The organism is Nonomuraea sp. NPDC048892 (assembly GCF_040649735.1).
Taxonomy (GTDB): Bacteria; Actinomycetota; Actinomycetes; order Streptosporangiales; family Streptosporangiaceae; genus Nonomuraea; species Nonomuraea maheshkhaliensis.
The window spans coordinates 420,506-435,482 of sequence record NZ_JBEZFZ010000002.1 but is presented as its reverse complement, the minus strand read 5'-3'; the positions used below and the strand labels follow the sequence as shown (position 1 = coordinate 435,482).

The following is a 14,977-nucleotide window of genomic DNA, read 5'->3' as shown; positions in this document are numbered from 1 at the left end:
GTGTCCGCTTCCCGCGGCGAGCCCGGCGCTCCCGTACGGCGCCGTGCCGGGAGGGTCAGGCGAGCCATCGGTCCAGGCCCTCCGCGACGAACTCGTCGTCGCGCAGCCACGGATAGGCCGCCCAGATCCGGTCGATCTCCGCGAGCTGGCCCGGCGAGAGCTCCTCGGCCGGGTCGAGGCACCACCGGCCGGCCAGCAGGCCCTGCCGACGCAGCACCTCGTGGATGCCGGGGATGCACCCGTGGAAGCCGTTCGCGGAGTCGAAGATCGCCGCGTTGGCGTCCGTGAGGTGCCCGTCCAGGCTGAGCAGCCTGCGTACCGCCGCGTCGTCCCCAGAGCGGGCCAGCGTGGCCTCCTCCAGCAGCTCCACGGCCCGCCGCACCCAGACCGCCCACTGGCCGAGCAGCCCGCCGACGAACTCCACCTCCACCTCCCGCCCGTCCACGACCACCCGGTGCGCGGTGATGAGGTCGGCCAGGATGTGATCGTCGTTGCCGGTGTAGAGCGCCACCTCTCCGGCCCGGCCTGCCCGTACGACGCCGTGCAGCACGTCGAGGGTGCGGTAGCGGTCGAAGGGCGCGACCTTGACGCCCACCACCGACTCGATCGCCGCCAGCCGGGTCCAGAAGTCCCGCGACAGCGGGCGCCCGCCCACCGCCGGCTGGAGGTAGAAGCCGATCACCGGCAGCACCTCGCCGACGGCCCTGGCCCGCTCGATCAGGCCGTCCTCGTCCAGCTCCCGGTACGGGCTGAGCAGCACCATGTGATACCCCAGCGACCTGGCCAGCTCGGCCTCCGCCACCGCCTGCGCCGTGGGCCCGGTCGCGCCCGCGACCAGCACCACCTCGCGGTCGAACTCCGCGGCCGTGACGGCGGCCAGCTCCAGCACGGGCGGCAGCAGGCCGGTGCCGTGGATGGCGAACTGCGTGGTGTGCACGCCCACCGCCAGCCCGCCCGCCCCCGCCTCCACGTAGTAGCGGGTCAGGGCGCGCTGGCGGCGCTCGTCCAGCCGCCTGTCGCCCGTGAGGGCGAGGGGATGAGCCGGGATCACCAGACCGCGCCTGAACAGATCGCGCACGGACGTCTGCGCCTCTGGAACCGTGCTGAGCACGTGAGGTCCCCCTCTTTCTGCCGAATTGGACACGCCGGACACGTGGGACACGCGGGTCGCCGCCGGATCGGGCCCGCGAACGCCTGCTGACGCGGACCCGCCAACGCCTGCTGGCACGAGCCCGCGGACGCCTGCTGACACGAGCCCGCGAACGCCCGCTGACGCGACCCCGCGAGCGCCTGCCGCCCTGAGCACGCGTCCTCCTGTCAACCTGGGCACGCGTGCTTCCGCTGACCTGGGCACGCGGGTCAGAAGCGCCCGTCGCGGCGTTCGAACTTGGTGGGCTTGCCGAGCAGCGGACCGCCGCCGGCGACCCAGCGCGCCGTGTGCTCGATGAGCTCGGCGGGGGTCAGCTCGGGGTAGCCGAACAGGCGATGGCAGCGGGAGGCGTTCGAGAGCAGCGCCGTCGGCGCCTCCTCGCCGGTGAACACCGGCTCCTTGCCGAGCGCGGCGCCGAGGTCCAGCGCCGCGCGACGCACCGAGACGAGCTCGGGGCCGGTCACGTTGAGCACGTACGGCGGCACGTCGGCGAGCAGCAGCGACCGCAGCGCGACCTCGTTGGCGTAGCCCTGCCAGACCACGTTCACCTGGCCCGTGGCCAGGTCGATCGGCTCGCCCGCGAGCACCTTCTGGGCCAGGTCGACCAGCACGCCATAGCGGAGTTCGACGGCGTAGTTGAGCCGGATCAGCGACATCGGGGTGGCGTTCGTCTCGGCGAAGTGGGTCAGCACCCGCTCCCGGCCGAGGCAGCTCATCGCGTAGTCGCCCACAGGGCCGGTGGGCGAGTCCTCGGTGCTGCCGCCGCCCCCCGCGGGCACGAGGGGGTAGACGTTCCCGGTGGACAGGGCGGCGATCCTGCTGCCGGCGAAGCGGTCGGCGACCCGGCCGGGCAGGTAGGCGTTGGTGAACCAGGTGGCGTGCTCGCGGCCCTGCGTACCGAACTTGGCGCCCACCAGGAACACCACGTTCGGCGCGTCGGGCAGCTCGCGCAGGGCGCGGTCGTCGGCGACGTCGGCGGCCACCACGGTGGCGCCCTCGTCCTGGAGGGTTTGCGCCAGCCCGGGCTCGGAGAAGCGGGAGACGGCGATGATCCGCCTGTCTCCCTGAACGGCGTTCAGCGCCAGCCGCACCAGGCTCGGGCCCAGCTTGCCTCCGGCGCCCAGGATCATGATGTCGCCGTCGAGCCTGCCCAGATCGTCGATCAGCCCAGCGCTCGGCCGGGCCAGCCGCTCTTCGAGTTCCGCCGTCGTCCGCACGCGGTCTCCTTCTCCCTGATTTACGGTCCAGACCGTAACCGGGTAGGACAGCGCCTGTCAACGGGTGCGGCCAGGTCAGGCCCGCTCGCGCGCCGAGACGATCACGTCGAGAACGGCCCTCGTCTCCCGCCACGGCACCGGACTGGGCGCCCCGCCCACCATCGCGAGAAACGCCTCGATCGTCCCCTCGTAGCCGAGCCCGCGTATCGGATCGTCGCCGCCCTCGATCACGACGGTCTCGGTGGAGTGGCGGCGGTGCACGGTGACGGCGTACGACTCGGACTCGGAGACGCCCAGGATCTCGACCGTGCCGGTGACGCCGTCGTCCCAGCGCAGCGCCATCACCCCGGTGTCCTCGGAACGCAGGGAGGTGTAGTGCCTCCTGGCCCCGGCGGCCCCCACCAGGGCGACCTCGGGACCCAGAAGTGCCACCAGCAGCTCGACCCCGTGAATCCCCATGGTCACCATCGTCCCGCCGCCTTCGCCCGGGGTGTCCTGCCAGGCGTTGTACCCGTCCGCCCAGAGCCCCACGTCATGCCGCACCGTCGCCCGCACGGCCAGCACATCACCTCTGACATCCGTGGCCGCATCGCTCCCGGCCTCCGCCCCCTCCACACCGCCCACCCTTAGACTCCCGCCGACCAGGGCGTTCGCGACAGCCGGGGCCTTCACACCCCCCGGAGCCTTCGTCAGGGCGGGTGCGTTCGCGAAGAAGGGGGCATTCGCGAAGGCGGGGGCGAAGCGCAGCACCGAACTCGACAGCACGCGGTCGTGGATCGGCAGCGCGTCGAGCTGCTCAAGCTGGGCGCGGCTGGCGGCGGCGGGCTTGTTGACGAAGCACGCCGCCCCCGTCTCCAGGACCTTGGCCAGCGCTCCCGGCACCGAGGGGTTGGGCACGGTCAGCACCACCCCGTCGACCCGCCCTGCCAGCACCTCCTCCAGACTGCCGGCCACCTTCACCCCGGGATGCTCATCGGTGAACCGCCGCAGCCGCTCCGGATCCGGCTCCCATACGACGAGCTCGGCATGGCGGGCCAGGCTGCGGGCGTCGGTGTAGGGATGGCTGGTGGCCAGCCCCGCGAGAGCGATACGCACAGTCGTCTCCGATCTGTCGAAAAAGGGAGGCCATCATCGCAGCGCACCTCGCGCGAATGTGGAACGAGGGTGCCGCCAGCAGCAAGGATGCTACGCCTTTACGGTCTAGACCGTTATTCACATCAAAAGCACAACCCCACGACCCCTGATCCCAGACTCCGGACCCGAGACCCCAAGCCCAGACCCGGCCCCAAACCGGTCCCGAACCAGAACGGGACCCGAACCGGACTCGGACCCCGTATTTGAACCCCGAACCCCGAACCCCGAACCCCGGACCCGGACCCGGACCCGAACCCGGACTTCACGCAAGCAGGAGAAGTTCGGCGAACGACACCCCATCCCTCCACGTTTCCGCAGTTCAGGCAAGGCTTCCCTTCGTTGCGAACTTCCGTTCGACATGCCAGATTTGTGTGGAGAGATCCACAAATGGAGGGAATCCATGACCATCGAGCTCGCCCGCCCGCTCTCCACCGAGCAGCACCACAACCACCGGGACGTGACCGGCGGCTGGTTGCGGCCGGCGGTGTTCGGAGCGATGGATGGGCTCGTGTCCAACTTCGCGTTGATCGCCGGAGTGGTCGGAGCCGCGGGAGCCGGGCAGGGGGCCGTGCTGGCCGGGTGCGCAGGACTGATCGCCGGGGCGTGCTCCATGGCGGCCGGCGAGTACACGTCCGTGAAGTCCCAGACGGAGCTGATGCGGGCCGAGATCGCCGTCGAACGGCGCGAGCTGGCCCGTGACCCGGTGGGCGAGCGGGCCGAGCTGGCGGCGCTCTACCGGGCCCGCGGGCTCGACCCCGAGCTGGCCGAGCGGGTGGCCGAAGGGCTGTCGGCCGACCCCGAGCAGGCGCTGCGGGTGCACGTACGCGAAGAGCTCGGCGTCGACCCCGACGACCTGCCCTCCCCCTACCTGGCCGCCGCCTCGTCGTTCTTCGCCTTCGCCGCCGGGGCGCTGGTGCCGCTGGTCCCGTTCCTGTTCGGGGCGTCCGGGCTGCTGGTGGCGCTGGTGCTGAGCGTGCTGGCGCTGTTCGGGTTCGGAGCGGCGGTGGCGGTGATGACAGCCCGCCCGTGGTGGCTCGGCGGCCTGCGCCAGCTCGCCCTCGGGGTCGGAGCGGCCACTGTCACGTTCGGCCTGGGTCATCTGCTCGGCGTGAGCGTCTCCTAGTAGTCCAGTGACAGGGTCGTGGTGAGCCCATCTGGCCCATCTGGCCCATCTGGCCCGGCTGGCCCCGCTGGCCCCGCGTCATTCGGCGGGTCCCCATCACGGGCTCCGGGTCATTCACCGGAGCACGTCACGAACCCCGGGTCATTCACCGGAGTCCGTCACAGTCGCCGGAGCATTCGCCGGGGGCGCGTCACGGGCGGCTGGTGGTGGCCAGTTTGACGCCGAGGCCGATCAAGGCGACGCCCGTCAGGCCGTCCACCGCCCTGCGGACGGCTGGCCGGGCGAACACGCCGCGCAGCAGGCTCACGACGTTCGCCACCACCAGGAACCAGGCGACCGTCCCGGCGAGCGCCACCGCCGACAACGTCAGCGCCGACAGCCCGGACGCGAGAAACTGTGGCACCAGGGCCACGAAGAACAGGGCCGCCTTCGGGTTGAGGACGTTCGTCAGCAGCCCTTCGGCGAAGGCCGCCCATGAGCCGCGCCCGCCGGATTCCGGGACGTTCAGATCGAGGGTCCCTCCCCCGCGCAGGGCCGCGCGCAACGACTTGACGCCCAGGTAGATCAGGTACGCCGCTCCGACCACCTTGACCACGGTGAACGCGAGCGCGGAGGCCGCCAGCAGCGCCGCCACCCCGGTGGCCGCCGCCACCACCCAGACGAACACCCCCATCGCGATACCCGCCGCGGCGGCCATGCCGTGCCCACGCCCGGAGACCGCCGAACGGCGCACGACCACCGCGAAATCGGGCCCCGGCGACATCGCCCCGAGCAGCACCACTCCACCGAAAGCCGCGATCTGCGCCATAGAAGTCACGGCGTCCACCTTACGAGCACCGGCCTCGCACCCCGATTCACCGCACAACCCCTGTTACCCATCGGAGCCCGAGGAACGAAGGGAGGTCGCCGAGCGGCGCCGCCCCATGACCGACCGTGCTCAGCCGAGGCTTTCGAGCGCGGCGGCGGCACGTCCGCGCTCGTCCTCGTCGCCGGTCTCGGCCGCGATCGCCAGCGCCAGCCGATGCCGCTGCGCCGCCTCGCCGTCACGACCCATGGCGCGCAGCGTCTCACCGATCCCGTTGAGCACGCTCGCCTCGCCGTACCTGTGCCCGGTCGACCGGAAGATCGAGAGTGCCTGCTCCAGGTGCCGCAGCGACTCCTCGAGCTCCCCCTGCCGGCCCAGGGCGGCGCCGAGGTTGCTCAGCGCGGTCGCCTCCCCGTCACGGTGCTCGATCTCGCGGAACAAGCTCAGCGCCGCGCGCAGCCGGGCGACGGCGAGCGTGTCCTCGCCCAGCGTGCTGTGGATCTGGCCGAGGTTGCACAGGGCGATGGCCTGCCCGGAACGCTCGCCGAGCGCGGCGAAGATGTCGTGCGCGGCCAGGAGGTTCCGCGCCGCCTCGGCGTGCTCGCCGATCGACTCCTCCAGGTTGCCCAGGTTCGTCAGTGCGGCCGCCTGGCCGAAGGGATCGTCGAGGTCGCGGTAGAGCGCGAGGGCCGCACGGTGCCGGGCGGCGGAGGAGGCGAACTCGCCGAGGCGTTCCTCGATGATGCCCAGGTTCGATAGCGAGCGGGCCTGGCCGTGCCGGTTGCCGACGCGGCGGCACAGCTCCAGCGCCTCGGTCAGCTCCTCGGCGGCCGAGTCGTAGCGGCCGAGCAGCCGCAGGACGACACCGGTGTTGGTACGCAGGTGCGCCTCGCCCTGCGCGTCCCGCATCGCCCGCGCGGCCTCGACGGCGCACTCGTAGATCGGCAGGGCCTCGGTGCCGTGCCCCGCCTCCAGGTAGCGGTGCAGCGCGGCGGCGAGGGCGACCGCCCGCTCCGGCCGTCCCCGCCTCACCGCGAACTGGCAGATCGTGCCGAACGCGGCCAGCTCGCCGTCCAGCCACGCCAGCGCCGCGTCCGGCGAGAGGGTGACGTCGCCGGGCGTGAGCGCGAGCCCGGCATGCCGGCGGCTGCCGCTCCACCCGGGGTAGAGGGTGTCGCTCGCCGCGACGGCGGTCGTGCTGTAGTGCTCCAGCAGCCGGTCCACGGCCGCCTGCCGGTCGGCCTCGCCGTCCACGGCCAGGCTCAGCTCGGCGGCGTACGCGCGCAGCAGGTCGTGGAACCCGTAGCGGCCCAGGGCGTCGCAGCGCAGCAGGTGCGCCGAGGCGAGCCGGTGCAGCAGCCGGGCCGCGCCGAGCTCGTCGAGGCCGGACAGCGCCGCCGCGCACGCCACCGTGGAGTGCGCCGCCGGATTCAGGCTCAGCAGCCGGAACAGGTGCTGCGCCGCCGCGTCGAGCAGCCGGTACGAGCAGCCGAAGACGTGCCGGATCGCCGCCCCGCCGCCCCCGTCGAGCAGCTCGAGCGGCCCGTCCCGGTGCAGCCGCGTCACCACGCCGGCCAGCGGCAGGTGCGCCTGCGCCCCGGCGTACTCGGCGGCCAGGCGCAGCGCCAGCGGCAGGCGGGCACAGATGGCGGCCAGGGAGTCGACGCTGCCGGGGTCGTCACCCGCCGGCTCCCCCAGCAGCCGGCGCAGCAGGTGCGCGGCGTCGGCGGGGGGCAGCAGGTCCAGCTCGACGCGGTGCGCGCCGTGCAGGGCGACCAGGGCGGCCAGCCGGTCCCTGCTGGTGATCACGATGAGGGTGTCGTGCGTACCGGGCAGCAGTGGCCGTACCTGCTCGGCCGAGGCGGCGTTGTCGAGCAGCACGAGCAGCCTCCGGCCGTCGGTCTCGGTACGCCAGAGCGCGGCCCGGGCTTGGGTGTCGGCCGGGATGTCCTGGTCGGGCACGCCGGTGGCGGTCAGCAGGCGGCCCAGCGCCTCATGCGGGGAAAGCGCGTGCCCGGCGTCGTCGCCGCGCAGGTCGAGGTGGACGCGCCCGTCGGGGAACAGTGCGCGGTTGCGGTGGGCCCAGTGGACGGCGAGCGCCGTCTTGCCCACGCCCGCGGTGCCGCAGATCGCCACGATGCCCGGTGCGCGACGGGCGTTGGCGGAATCCAGCAGGGCCAGCTCGCCGGCGCGGCCGGTGAAGTCCGGCACCGGCGCGGGGAGCTGCTGCGGAACCCTCGGTGCGCCACGGCTCTCCTGCTCCTGGAGCAGTTGCCGGTGGGCCCGTTCGAGCTCGCCGCCCGGCTCCACACCCAGTTCCCCGGCCAGGACGAGGCGGGTGGCCTCGTACCGTTCGAAGGCGAGTGTGCGCTGGCCCGTCGCCTGGTAGGCGCGGATGAGCGTGGCCTGCACCGCCTCGTCGAGCGGGTTCGCCGCGCCCTGCACCGCCAGCGCGGCGACGACCTCGGCGGCGTTGCCCGCCCGCAGCATCAGGTCCCAGTAGGAGAGCTGCGCGCGGCGGCGCTCGACCTTCAGACCCCACACCTTGGGGTGGCCGTCGAGCGCCGGCACGTCGCACAGGGGCTCGTCGTCCTGCCACAGCCGCAGCGCCTCGCGGAACAGCGCGGCGGCCCGCGCCGGGTCGCCGTCGCTCTCCGCCTGCCGCGCGGCCGCCACGGTACGCCGGAAGCGCAGCAGGTCGAGGGCGCTGTCGGGCAGGCGCAGCAGGTAGCCGTCGCCGACGGTGGCGAGCACGCCGCCCTGGTCGCGTGGGCTGTGCGCGGGGTCGAGCAGGCGGCGCAGGTGCTTGGTGTGGGTGTGCAGCACGTTGACAGCGCTGGACGGCGGCCGTTCGCCCCACAGCGACTCGATCAGCTCCCGGCGCGTGGTCAGCCGTCCGGCGTTGAGCGCCAGGACTCCCAGCATCAGGCGGCGGGCGGGCGGCCCGGCGTCGATCTCGCGATCATCGTGCCACACCCGAAGGCGGCCGAGCACTTGGACGACCAGCACCGCCACAGTGTTCAACAAACGTCCAGAGCCTGTCCAGAGGTCGGGGTTCTGCTTCGCTCGACAGATCCTTTTTACGAAGGGAGAGACCCGTGGTCAGGTGGAAAGCGGGGATGGTAAGTGTCGCTTTAGGACTGTTATCCGTGTTCGTCCCCACCCCGTCGGCGACCGCGACGACGACGACGGCAACGGCGGCGGCCGAGACGACGGCGCCGGACAAGCCCAGGCCGGAACCCGCCGCCACGCAGGCGTGCGGCACCGATCTCAAGCAGGAGGCGGCGGCACTCGCCGCGGACGGCAAGTCCGGGAACGCCACCTGCGTCCGCAAGCAGACAAGGAAGGCCGGCGCGTCCAAGACCACCAAAAGCGAGGCCGGGCTCGCCGCCGACATCTGCGGCGGCAGCCCTACCCTGAGCCGGTCGGCCAACTGCGTGATCGAGGACGGCATCCTGCTCATCTTCACGGTGCCCAACGGGGTCGTCATCGGCTCGATCCAGTACACCGTCTCCAGCTTGACGACCCTCGACCACAGCTCGCTGCGATGGACCCAGTCGTGGCACTACCAGGCCAACAGCGTGGCCGGCCCGGCGATCCCGGCGGTACTCGACAGCTTCGTCTACGCCGAGCCGCAATGCCTGGCCAGTTGCACGGTGTCCAGCAGCGGGCTGATCGGCGGGTCGGCGCTTCCCGGCCGCGTCCACTCGGCCACCACGTACTTCCACAGCCCGCCCGGCGGCTACAAGTGGGACGCGCACGGCGGGATCAGATACTGGTTCGCCAACTCGGCGTGGGTCAACCCGACGACGAACGCCTCGATCACCACGCCGGCCGTGCACCGCTGCGACGACGCACTGCCCGGTTACCCCACGGGCTGCGTCTACGCCTCGGTCCGCCCGGTGCACGACGTGCTGACCTACCGCTATCCGGCGTACGCCCGCCACCTGCGCCTCGCCATCGTCAAGTACGGAATGACGAGCGTCCTGACCAGGACGCAGAACCAGACGCTGATGGACAACAACTACAACAGGGCCTGTCCGCCGGGGCATCCCAAGCCCACGACGCCGGGAACCTGGTCGTGTGACGAGTACCCGTTCAAGTCCACCTACAACGGCGCGTACTCGCAGCCCTACGGCCGCAACATCTTCTGGATCGACTGGAACACCGGGGACGGGTTCACCTGCAACGCGGTATGGCTGGAAGCCCGCGCCGCAAACGACTCCGGCGGCTACAGCGTCTGCATGATCCCCCTGGCGGAGAACACCCTCGGCGGAGCCGACCTGGGCGCCTTCTACTACAGGTCCCGCGTCCTGGACGGGGACCAGTTCCAGGTCCGCGTCGTCTGACCACCTCTGCCTGGCGACGCGGCACCGCACCGGGTCGCGGCAGCGCGTCGCCAGGCAACCCTTGCGATCACGCCGACCCACGCCACACTCGGCGGATGGTCTTCGGCTGACGTCGCATTCAATCCTGCTGGACGCGACGATCAAGTGGCGGGATCGTGTGTCGCGATCATCGCTGTGCCGAGCTGCGGGTGGGTGCGGGCCGCGCGTCGTCCTGACGTCCCGCACCCATGCGGTCGCCGGGGTGGTCAGCGCTTGCGGCGGCGGCGCTTGAAGATGGCGCGGAGGGTGAGCAGCAGGACGACCGCGACGAACTGGCCGCCGATGACGATGCGGTTGACGTCGACGGCGGGGCGCCACAGCGCCTCACCGTTCTTGAGTACGTACACGCCGGCCGGCGTGGCACTGAAGCCGAAGCCGCCGCCGGAGCCGCCGCCCTCCTCCCCCTTCTCGCTCCTGCCCTGGCCACGGCCTCCCCCGCCACCCTGGGCGACCCTGGCGACGGGGATGATGACGATGTCGCCGTGGTGGATCGGCTCGCCGAAGACGCGATTGACGGTCGCGGCGTCCTTCGACTGCTCCATCAGCTCCATGATGTCCATCCCCCCATCGTCACTCCCAGGAGGCTCCCCGTCGAACGTCGCCCACGCCACTGACAACTTTCGGACAGTCCCGAGGAAGAGGCGCCGCAAAGGATCGCGCGTTCCCGGGAAATTACTGGCAGGAGTCGCGGAAGGCGAAGGGAGGGCTGACGGAAGGTGGCGGGGCACCCCGCCGACGAGCCGGAGGGCGCGCCGTGAGCGGCGCCATCGGGGACATCGTGGCGCCCCTGGCAATCTGGTGGGCACTCGAAATCGGCGCATGTCGCGGGCTCGGCTGGAGTCGCCTCGTTGAGGAGATGAGTGAAGGCGTTCGCCCACTAAGCTTCTGACCTGGTGCATCTGGAGGAAGAGCGCTAACTCGACGCGTTCCACTTCAGCGCTGCCCTGCGTGCCTGCGGGCAGCGACTCTGGTCGCTTCTCCACCGCCCAATCAGGTGCGGACTCCAGGGAGACCAGGAGCCAAGCGAGTTGCACACGAAAGTCACTCATGCTGGCCGAGCGCTGACGGCCGCCTCCCCTCGCGAGGCCGCCCCTCATCCAGTACATTTCCCTTCATCGCGTCCAGGCTCGGTGTCTCCTTGCTGGTTTTCCTCTGGGTGTGAACGGGATGGTGGCATGGATTTCCAGCTTGCCGTGGTCGCCGACCATGTCGTCTGCGTGACCAGCATCCTCATGCTCGTCCTGTCGGCGGCATTCCTCGCCTTCTCCGCATTCAAACGCGACGCTGCGGAAAATGCTGGAAAGAGAGGGCATGTGTTATCTGCCGGCGCCCTCACTCTCATGGGCAGCCTTCTGGCCAGCGCCACCTGCCTGCCGACCTGGTTCGGTATTTCCTACGAGGATGCCAGCAAAATCCTGCAAGCGATCGGCGGCGTCTCGGCGGTGATGGGCGCGACGATGGCCATAAAGTCGCTGCCCGGTTTCATGCGTTTCATCCGTCCTGTGCTCCGCCTGCTCCAGGCCCTGGGCGCCCTCGTTTTCTTTCTCACCGTGATCATGGGCATAGCCACGATCCCTAGGGCAGCCACCGGGTATATGGACATCGAATACCTGAAGGGTGACAAACCGGCCAAAAGCCGCGAATGTCAGCCAATTCTAGGCTTCGCCTATTGCACCGACCACTACACCCTACGACTCCCCAGCCGCTCCCAAACGGACACGACATACCGGGTCAACTGCCTGGCCTACTGCGGTGGAAACACCATCATCCGCCTTCAGGTGGCCGGATGCCCAGAAGCGAAGTCCAGCTACGAAATCACCGGAATCGTTCCTGCTCTCCGAGGTGAACTCGACTCCGCCGACTCACCCCTCCAGATCAAGACGGACGATATGTCGCCCGGCCAGGGTCTCCGGATCCACCTCCGCAGAACCGACCCGGCCACTTGCCCCGCCGATCTCATCCTGATCTCCGGCAAGCTGATGTAATTGACACGAACGAAAACAGATCGTCCAACCCCCGCCGGGCGACCGGAGCCGGGTCGCCGAACCACCCCGGGAGCCACTCACCTCCCGCGACACCACTGCCCGCAAGCAGGTCAGTCGAAGGTGGTGGAGATCTCGTGCCAGCCGCCCGGCGGGATCTCGGCCGCCGGTTCGGGCCCCCAGGAGCCCTGCTCGTACGGCAGCGGCTGCTCCGCCAGGTCGAGCACCGGCTGGACGATCCGCCACGACTCCTCCACCAGGTCGAATCGGGCGAATCTGCGCGGGTCGCCGCTGACGGCGTCGGACAGGACGCGTTCGTAAGCGGCCTCCATCGGCCCGAGCACCTTGGTGAAGTCGACGCTGACGGGGACCGGGCGGGTGTGCTGTTTGCCGGGCTCCTTGGCGAGCAGGTCGAAGGTCACGCCGGCGTCGGGCTGGAGGCGGAAGCGGATGAGGTTGGGGGCGTCGGGCGCGCTGCCGTTGCCGAACATCGTCACCGGGGGTCGGCGCAGCTCGGCCACCACCTCCAGGTCGGTGACGGGCAGGGCCTTGCCGGAGCGGATGCACCAGGGCACGCCGGCCCAGCGCCAGTTGTCGATGTAGGCGCGCAGGGCGACGTAGGTCTCGGTGGTGGAGTCGGGGCGCACGCCGTCGGTGCCGAGGTAGCCGGCGTATTGGCCGCGTACGACGTCGGCGGGGTCGATGGCCTGGACGGCGCGCAGCACCCGCCATTTCTCGTCGAGCTGGGCCCGCGCGTCGGTGGAGGGCGGCGGGTCCATGGCGAGGATGGCGAGGAGCTGCAGCAGGTGATTCTGCACGACGTCGCGGACGGTGCCGTTGGCGTCGTAGAAGCCGCCCCGGTCGCGGACGTCGAAGTCTTCGGCCATGGTGATCTGCACGCTGCGGATGTGGGACCGGTTCCAGATGGGTTCGAGCAGCGTGTTGGCGAAGCGGAACACCATGAGGTCCTCGACCGGCTCCTTGCCGAGGAAGTGGTCGACCCGGCGCAGGTGGTCCTCGTCGAAGAACTTGAGCAGCTCGCCGTTGAGCTCGCGGGCCGAGGCGAGGTCGTGGCCGAACGGCTTCTCCACCACGAGCCGCGCGTCGCGGTTGAGCCCCTCGCCCGCCAGCCCTTCGGCCACGGCGGAGAACAGCGCCGGGGGGACGGCGAGGTAGTGGACGAGGAAGCCCTTGCCCTCGGTCTCCTCGCGCAGACGGGCGAACGTGGCCGGGTCGCGGTAGTCGCCGGGGACCAGGCGCAGGTTGCCGGCCAGCTTGTCGAAGGCCGCGTCGTGGACGCCGCCGCAGGCGGTGCGGGCGAACTCGCGCAGCCCGTCGAGGCCCATGTCGGTCTTGGCCACGCCGATGATCGGCAGGTCGAGCCGGCCGTCGGCGGTCAGGTGGTAGAGGGCGGGCAGCAGCATCTTGCGCGCGAGGTCGCCGGTGATGCCGAACAGCACCAGCGCGCCGGCCTGCGTCGTGTCGGGCCGCATCTCAGGCGCGCCTTCCGCGCAGCTGCCGGTATCGGCGGACGAGCTGCTCGGTGGACGGGTCGGGGAAGGTGGCGGGCGGCTCGTCCGCGGTCAGCGCGGGCGCGAGGTCGAGCGCCATCTTCTTGCCCAGCTCGACGCCCCACTGGTCGAAGGAGTCGACGCCCCAGATCGTGCCCTCGACGAAGACGATGTGCTCGTAGAGGGCGACGAGCTGGCCCAGCGTGGCGGGGGTGAGCTTGGTGGCCAGGATCGTGGAGGTGGGGCGGTTGCCCGGCATCACCTTGTGCGGCACGATCTCCGGCGGGGTGCCCTCGGCCGCGATCTCCTCGGCGGTCTTGCCGAACGCCAGCGCCGTGGTCTGGGCCAGCAGGTTGGCGGTGAGCTGGTCGTGCATGCCCTCGCGGTCTTCGTGGGGCTCGGCGAAGCCGATGAAGTCGGCCGGGACCAGCCGGGTGCCCTGGTGCAGGAGCTGGTAGAAGGCGTGCTGGCCGTTGGTGCCGGGCTCGCCCCAGAAGATCTCGCCGGTGCCGGTGGTGACGGGGGCGCCGTCGGCGCGTACGGACTTGCCGTTGGACTCCATCGTGAGCTGCTGCAGGTAGGCGGGGAAGCGGTGCAGCCGCTGGCTGTAGGGCAGCACGGCGCGGGTCTCGGCGCCGAAGAAGTCGCTGTACCAGACGCCGAGCAGGGCCATCAGCACCGGCATGTTGGCTTCGAACGGGGCCGTGCGGAAGTGCTCGTCGATGGTGTGGAAGCCGGCCAGCATCTCGCGGAAGCGCTCGGGCCCGATCGCGATCATCAGGGACAGGCCGATGGCGCCGTCGTAGGAGTAGCGGCCGCCCACCCAGTCCCAGAAGCCGAACATGTTGGCGGTGTCGATGCCGAACTCGGCGACCTTGGCGGCGTTGGTGGAGACGGCCACGAAGTGGCGGGAGACGGCGTCCTCGCCGAGCGCGTCGACCAGCCAGCGGCGCGCGACCCTGGCGTTGGTGAGCGTCTCCAGGGTGGTGAAGGTCTTGGAGCTGATCACGAACAGCGTGGTCGCGGGGTCGAGGCCGGCCAGGTTGCCGGTGATGTCGGCCGGGTCGATGTTGGAGACGAAGCGGGCCGTGATGCCGGCGTCGGCGTAGTCGCGCAGCGCCTCGTAGGCCATGGCGGGGCCGAGGTCGGAGCCGCCGATGCCGATGTTGACGACGGTCTCGATCGGCCTGCCGGTGGCGCCCTTCCACTCCTTGGACCTGACCCGGCCGGCGAAGTCGCTCATCTTGTCGAGCACGGCGTGTACGTCGGCCACGACGTCCTGGCCGTCGACGACGAGCTCTGCCTCGCGCGGCAGGCGCAGCGCGACGTGCAGGACGGCGCGGTCCTCGCTGACGTTGATGTGCTCGCCGCCGAACATGGCCGCGATCCGCTCGCGCAGCCCCGCCCGCTCGGCCAGGGCCGTGAGCAGGCCGAGGGTCTCGTCGGTCGCGCGGTGCTTGGAGTAGTCGAGGTAGAGGTCGCCGGCGGTCACCGTCATGCGGCCGGCTCTGCCCGGGTCCTGCGCGAACAGCTCGCGCAGCTGCCGACCGGCCAGCTCTTCCTGGTGCTTGCCCAGGGCCGCCCACTCCGGGGTCTGGGTGATGTCGCCGTTCACGTGTTTCCTCCTCGCGTCGCCAAGCCGATCATGCCTGGCCCCATCGTCCCGT

Annotated in this window: 11 protein-coding genes; 3 read left to right on the top strand and 8 right to left on the bottom strand. The window is 71.0% G+C overall.

The window, feature by feature from the left end:
- Nucleotides 1-55: 55 nt before the first annotated feature.
- The 3 genes from AB0C28_RS07435 to AB0C28_RS07425 form a co-directional block, all read right to left on the bottom strand.
- Nucleotides 56-1,111 (bottom strand): dihydrodipicolinate synthase family protein, encoded by a 1,056-nt coding sequence (locus AB0C28_RS07435; RefSeq protein WP_357841791.1) that lies wholly within the window; start codon nucleotides 1,109-1,111, stop codon nucleotides 56-58.
- Between the two features lie 248 nt (nucleotides 1,112-1,359).
- A complete protein-coding gene (locus AB0C28_RS07430; protein WP_358073379.1) occupies nucleotides 1,360-2,367 on the bottom strand; it encodes an NAD-dependent epimerase/dehydratase family protein in 1,008 nt (335 codons plus the stop codon).
- A 75-nt stretch (nucleotides 2,368-2,442) separates the two neighbouring features.
- Nucleotides 2,443-3,462 (bottom strand): Gfo/Idh/MocA family oxidoreductase, encoded by a 1,020-nt coding sequence (locus AB0C28_RS07425; RefSeq protein WP_358073378.1) that lies wholly within the window; start codon nucleotides 3,460-3,462, stop codon nucleotides 2,443-2,445.
- Between the two features lie 439 nt (nucleotides 3,463-3,901).
- On the opposite strand from AB0C28_RS07425, the gene AB0C28_RS07420 reads away from it, so the two are divergent.
- Nucleotides 3,902-4,624, top strand: coding sequence for a VIT1/CCC1 transporter family protein (locus AB0C28_RS07420; protein ID WP_358073377.1), 723 nt, complete (start codon nucleotides 3,902-3,904; stop codon nucleotides 4,622-4,624).
- A gap of 190 nt (nucleotides 4,625-4,814) precedes the next feature.
- Here AB0C28_RS07420 and AB0C28_RS07415 read toward each other — a convergent pair whose 3' ends face one another.
- Both AB0C28_RS07415 and AB0C28_RS07410 read right to left on the bottom strand, forming a co-directional pair.
- Complete coding sequence (locus tag AB0C28_RS07415) at nucleotides 4,815-5,432, bottom strand: LysE family translocator (protein WP_357843085.1); 618 nt, start codon at nucleotides 5,430-5,432, stop codon at nucleotides 4,815-4,817.
- A 129-nt stretch (nucleotides 5,433-5,561) separates the two neighbouring features.
- On the bottom strand, nucleotides 5,562-8,444 hold the full coding sequence (locus AB0C28_RS07410) for a tetratricopeptide repeat protein (RefSeq protein WP_358073592.1): 2,883 nt from the start codon (nucleotides 8,442-8,444) through the stop codon (nucleotides 5,562-5,564).
- Between the two features lie 134 nt (nucleotides 8,445-8,578).
- Here AB0C28_RS07410 and AB0C28_RS07405 point away from each other — a divergent pair, with 134 nt between their 5' ends.
- Nucleotides 8,579-9,778 (top strand): hypothetical protein, encoded by a 1,200-nt coding sequence (locus AB0C28_RS07405; protein ID WP_357841776.1) that lies wholly within the window; start codon nucleotides 8,579-8,581, stop codon nucleotides 9,776-9,778.
- Nucleotides 9,779-10,023: 245 nt separating this feature from the next.
- Here the strand turns inward: AB0C28_RS07405 and AB0C28_RS07400 are convergent, their stop codons facing one another.
- Entirely contained in the window at nucleotides 10,024-10,377 is a 354-nt protein-coding gene (locus tag AB0C28_RS07400; RefSeq protein ID WP_106237201.1) for a spore germination protein GerW family protein, read from the bottom strand.
- A 615-nt stretch (nucleotides 10,378-10,992) separates the two neighbouring features.
- Between AB0C28_RS07400 and AB0C28_RS07395 the strand changes: the two genes are divergently transcribed.
- Nucleotides 10,993-11,802, top strand: coding sequence for a hypothetical protein (locus AB0C28_RS07395; RefSeq protein WP_357841774.1), 810 nt, complete (start codon nucleotides 10,993-10,995; stop codon nucleotides 11,800-11,802).
- A gap of 110 nt (nucleotides 11,803-11,912) precedes the next feature.
- Here AB0C28_RS07395 and zwf read toward each other — a convergent pair whose 3' ends face one another.
- Nucleotides 11,913-13,292 (bottom strand): glucose-6-phosphate dehydrogenase, encoded by a 1,380-nt coding sequence (gene zwf / locus AB0C28_RS07390; RefSeq protein WP_358073376.1) that lies wholly within the window; start codon nucleotides 13,290-13,292, stop codon nucleotides 11,913-11,915.
- A 1-nt stretch (nucleotide 13,293) separates the two neighbouring features.
- Nucleotides 13,294-14,925 carry a glucose-6-phosphate isomerase gene (pgi, locus tag AB0C28_RS07385; RefSeq protein ID WP_358073375.1) on the bottom strand — a complete coding sequence of 544 codons (1,632 nt, stop codon included), beginning with the start codon at nucleotides 14,923-14,925 and terminating at the stop codon, nucleotides 13,294-13,296.
- Nucleotides 14,926-14,977 lie beyond the last annotated feature (52 nt).

What these genes read in the sequence shown, in the direction of transcription:
- AB0C28_RS07420 (WP_358073377.1), top strand. Translation starts at nt 3,902, where the DNA reads ATGACCATCGAGCTCGCCCGCCCGCTCTCCACCGAGCAGCACCACAAC.
- AB0C28_RS07415 (WP_357843085.1), bottom strand. Translation starts at nt 5,432, where the DNA reads ATGGCGCAGATCGCGGCTTTCGGTGGAGTGGTGCTGCTCGGGGCGATG.
- AB0C28_RS07400 (WP_106237201.1), bottom strand. Translation starts at nt 10,377, where the DNA reads ATGGACATCATGGAGCTGATGGAGCAGTCGAAGGACGCCGCGACCGTC.
- AB0C28_RS07395 (WP_357841774.1), top strand. Translation starts at nt 10,993, where the DNA reads ATGGATTTCCAGCTTGCCGTGGTCGCCGACCATGTCGTCTGCGTGACC.
- zwf (WP_358073376.1), bottom strand. Translation starts at nt 13,292, where the DNA reads ATGCGGCCCGACACGACGCAGGCCGGCGCGCTGGTGCTGTTCGGCATC.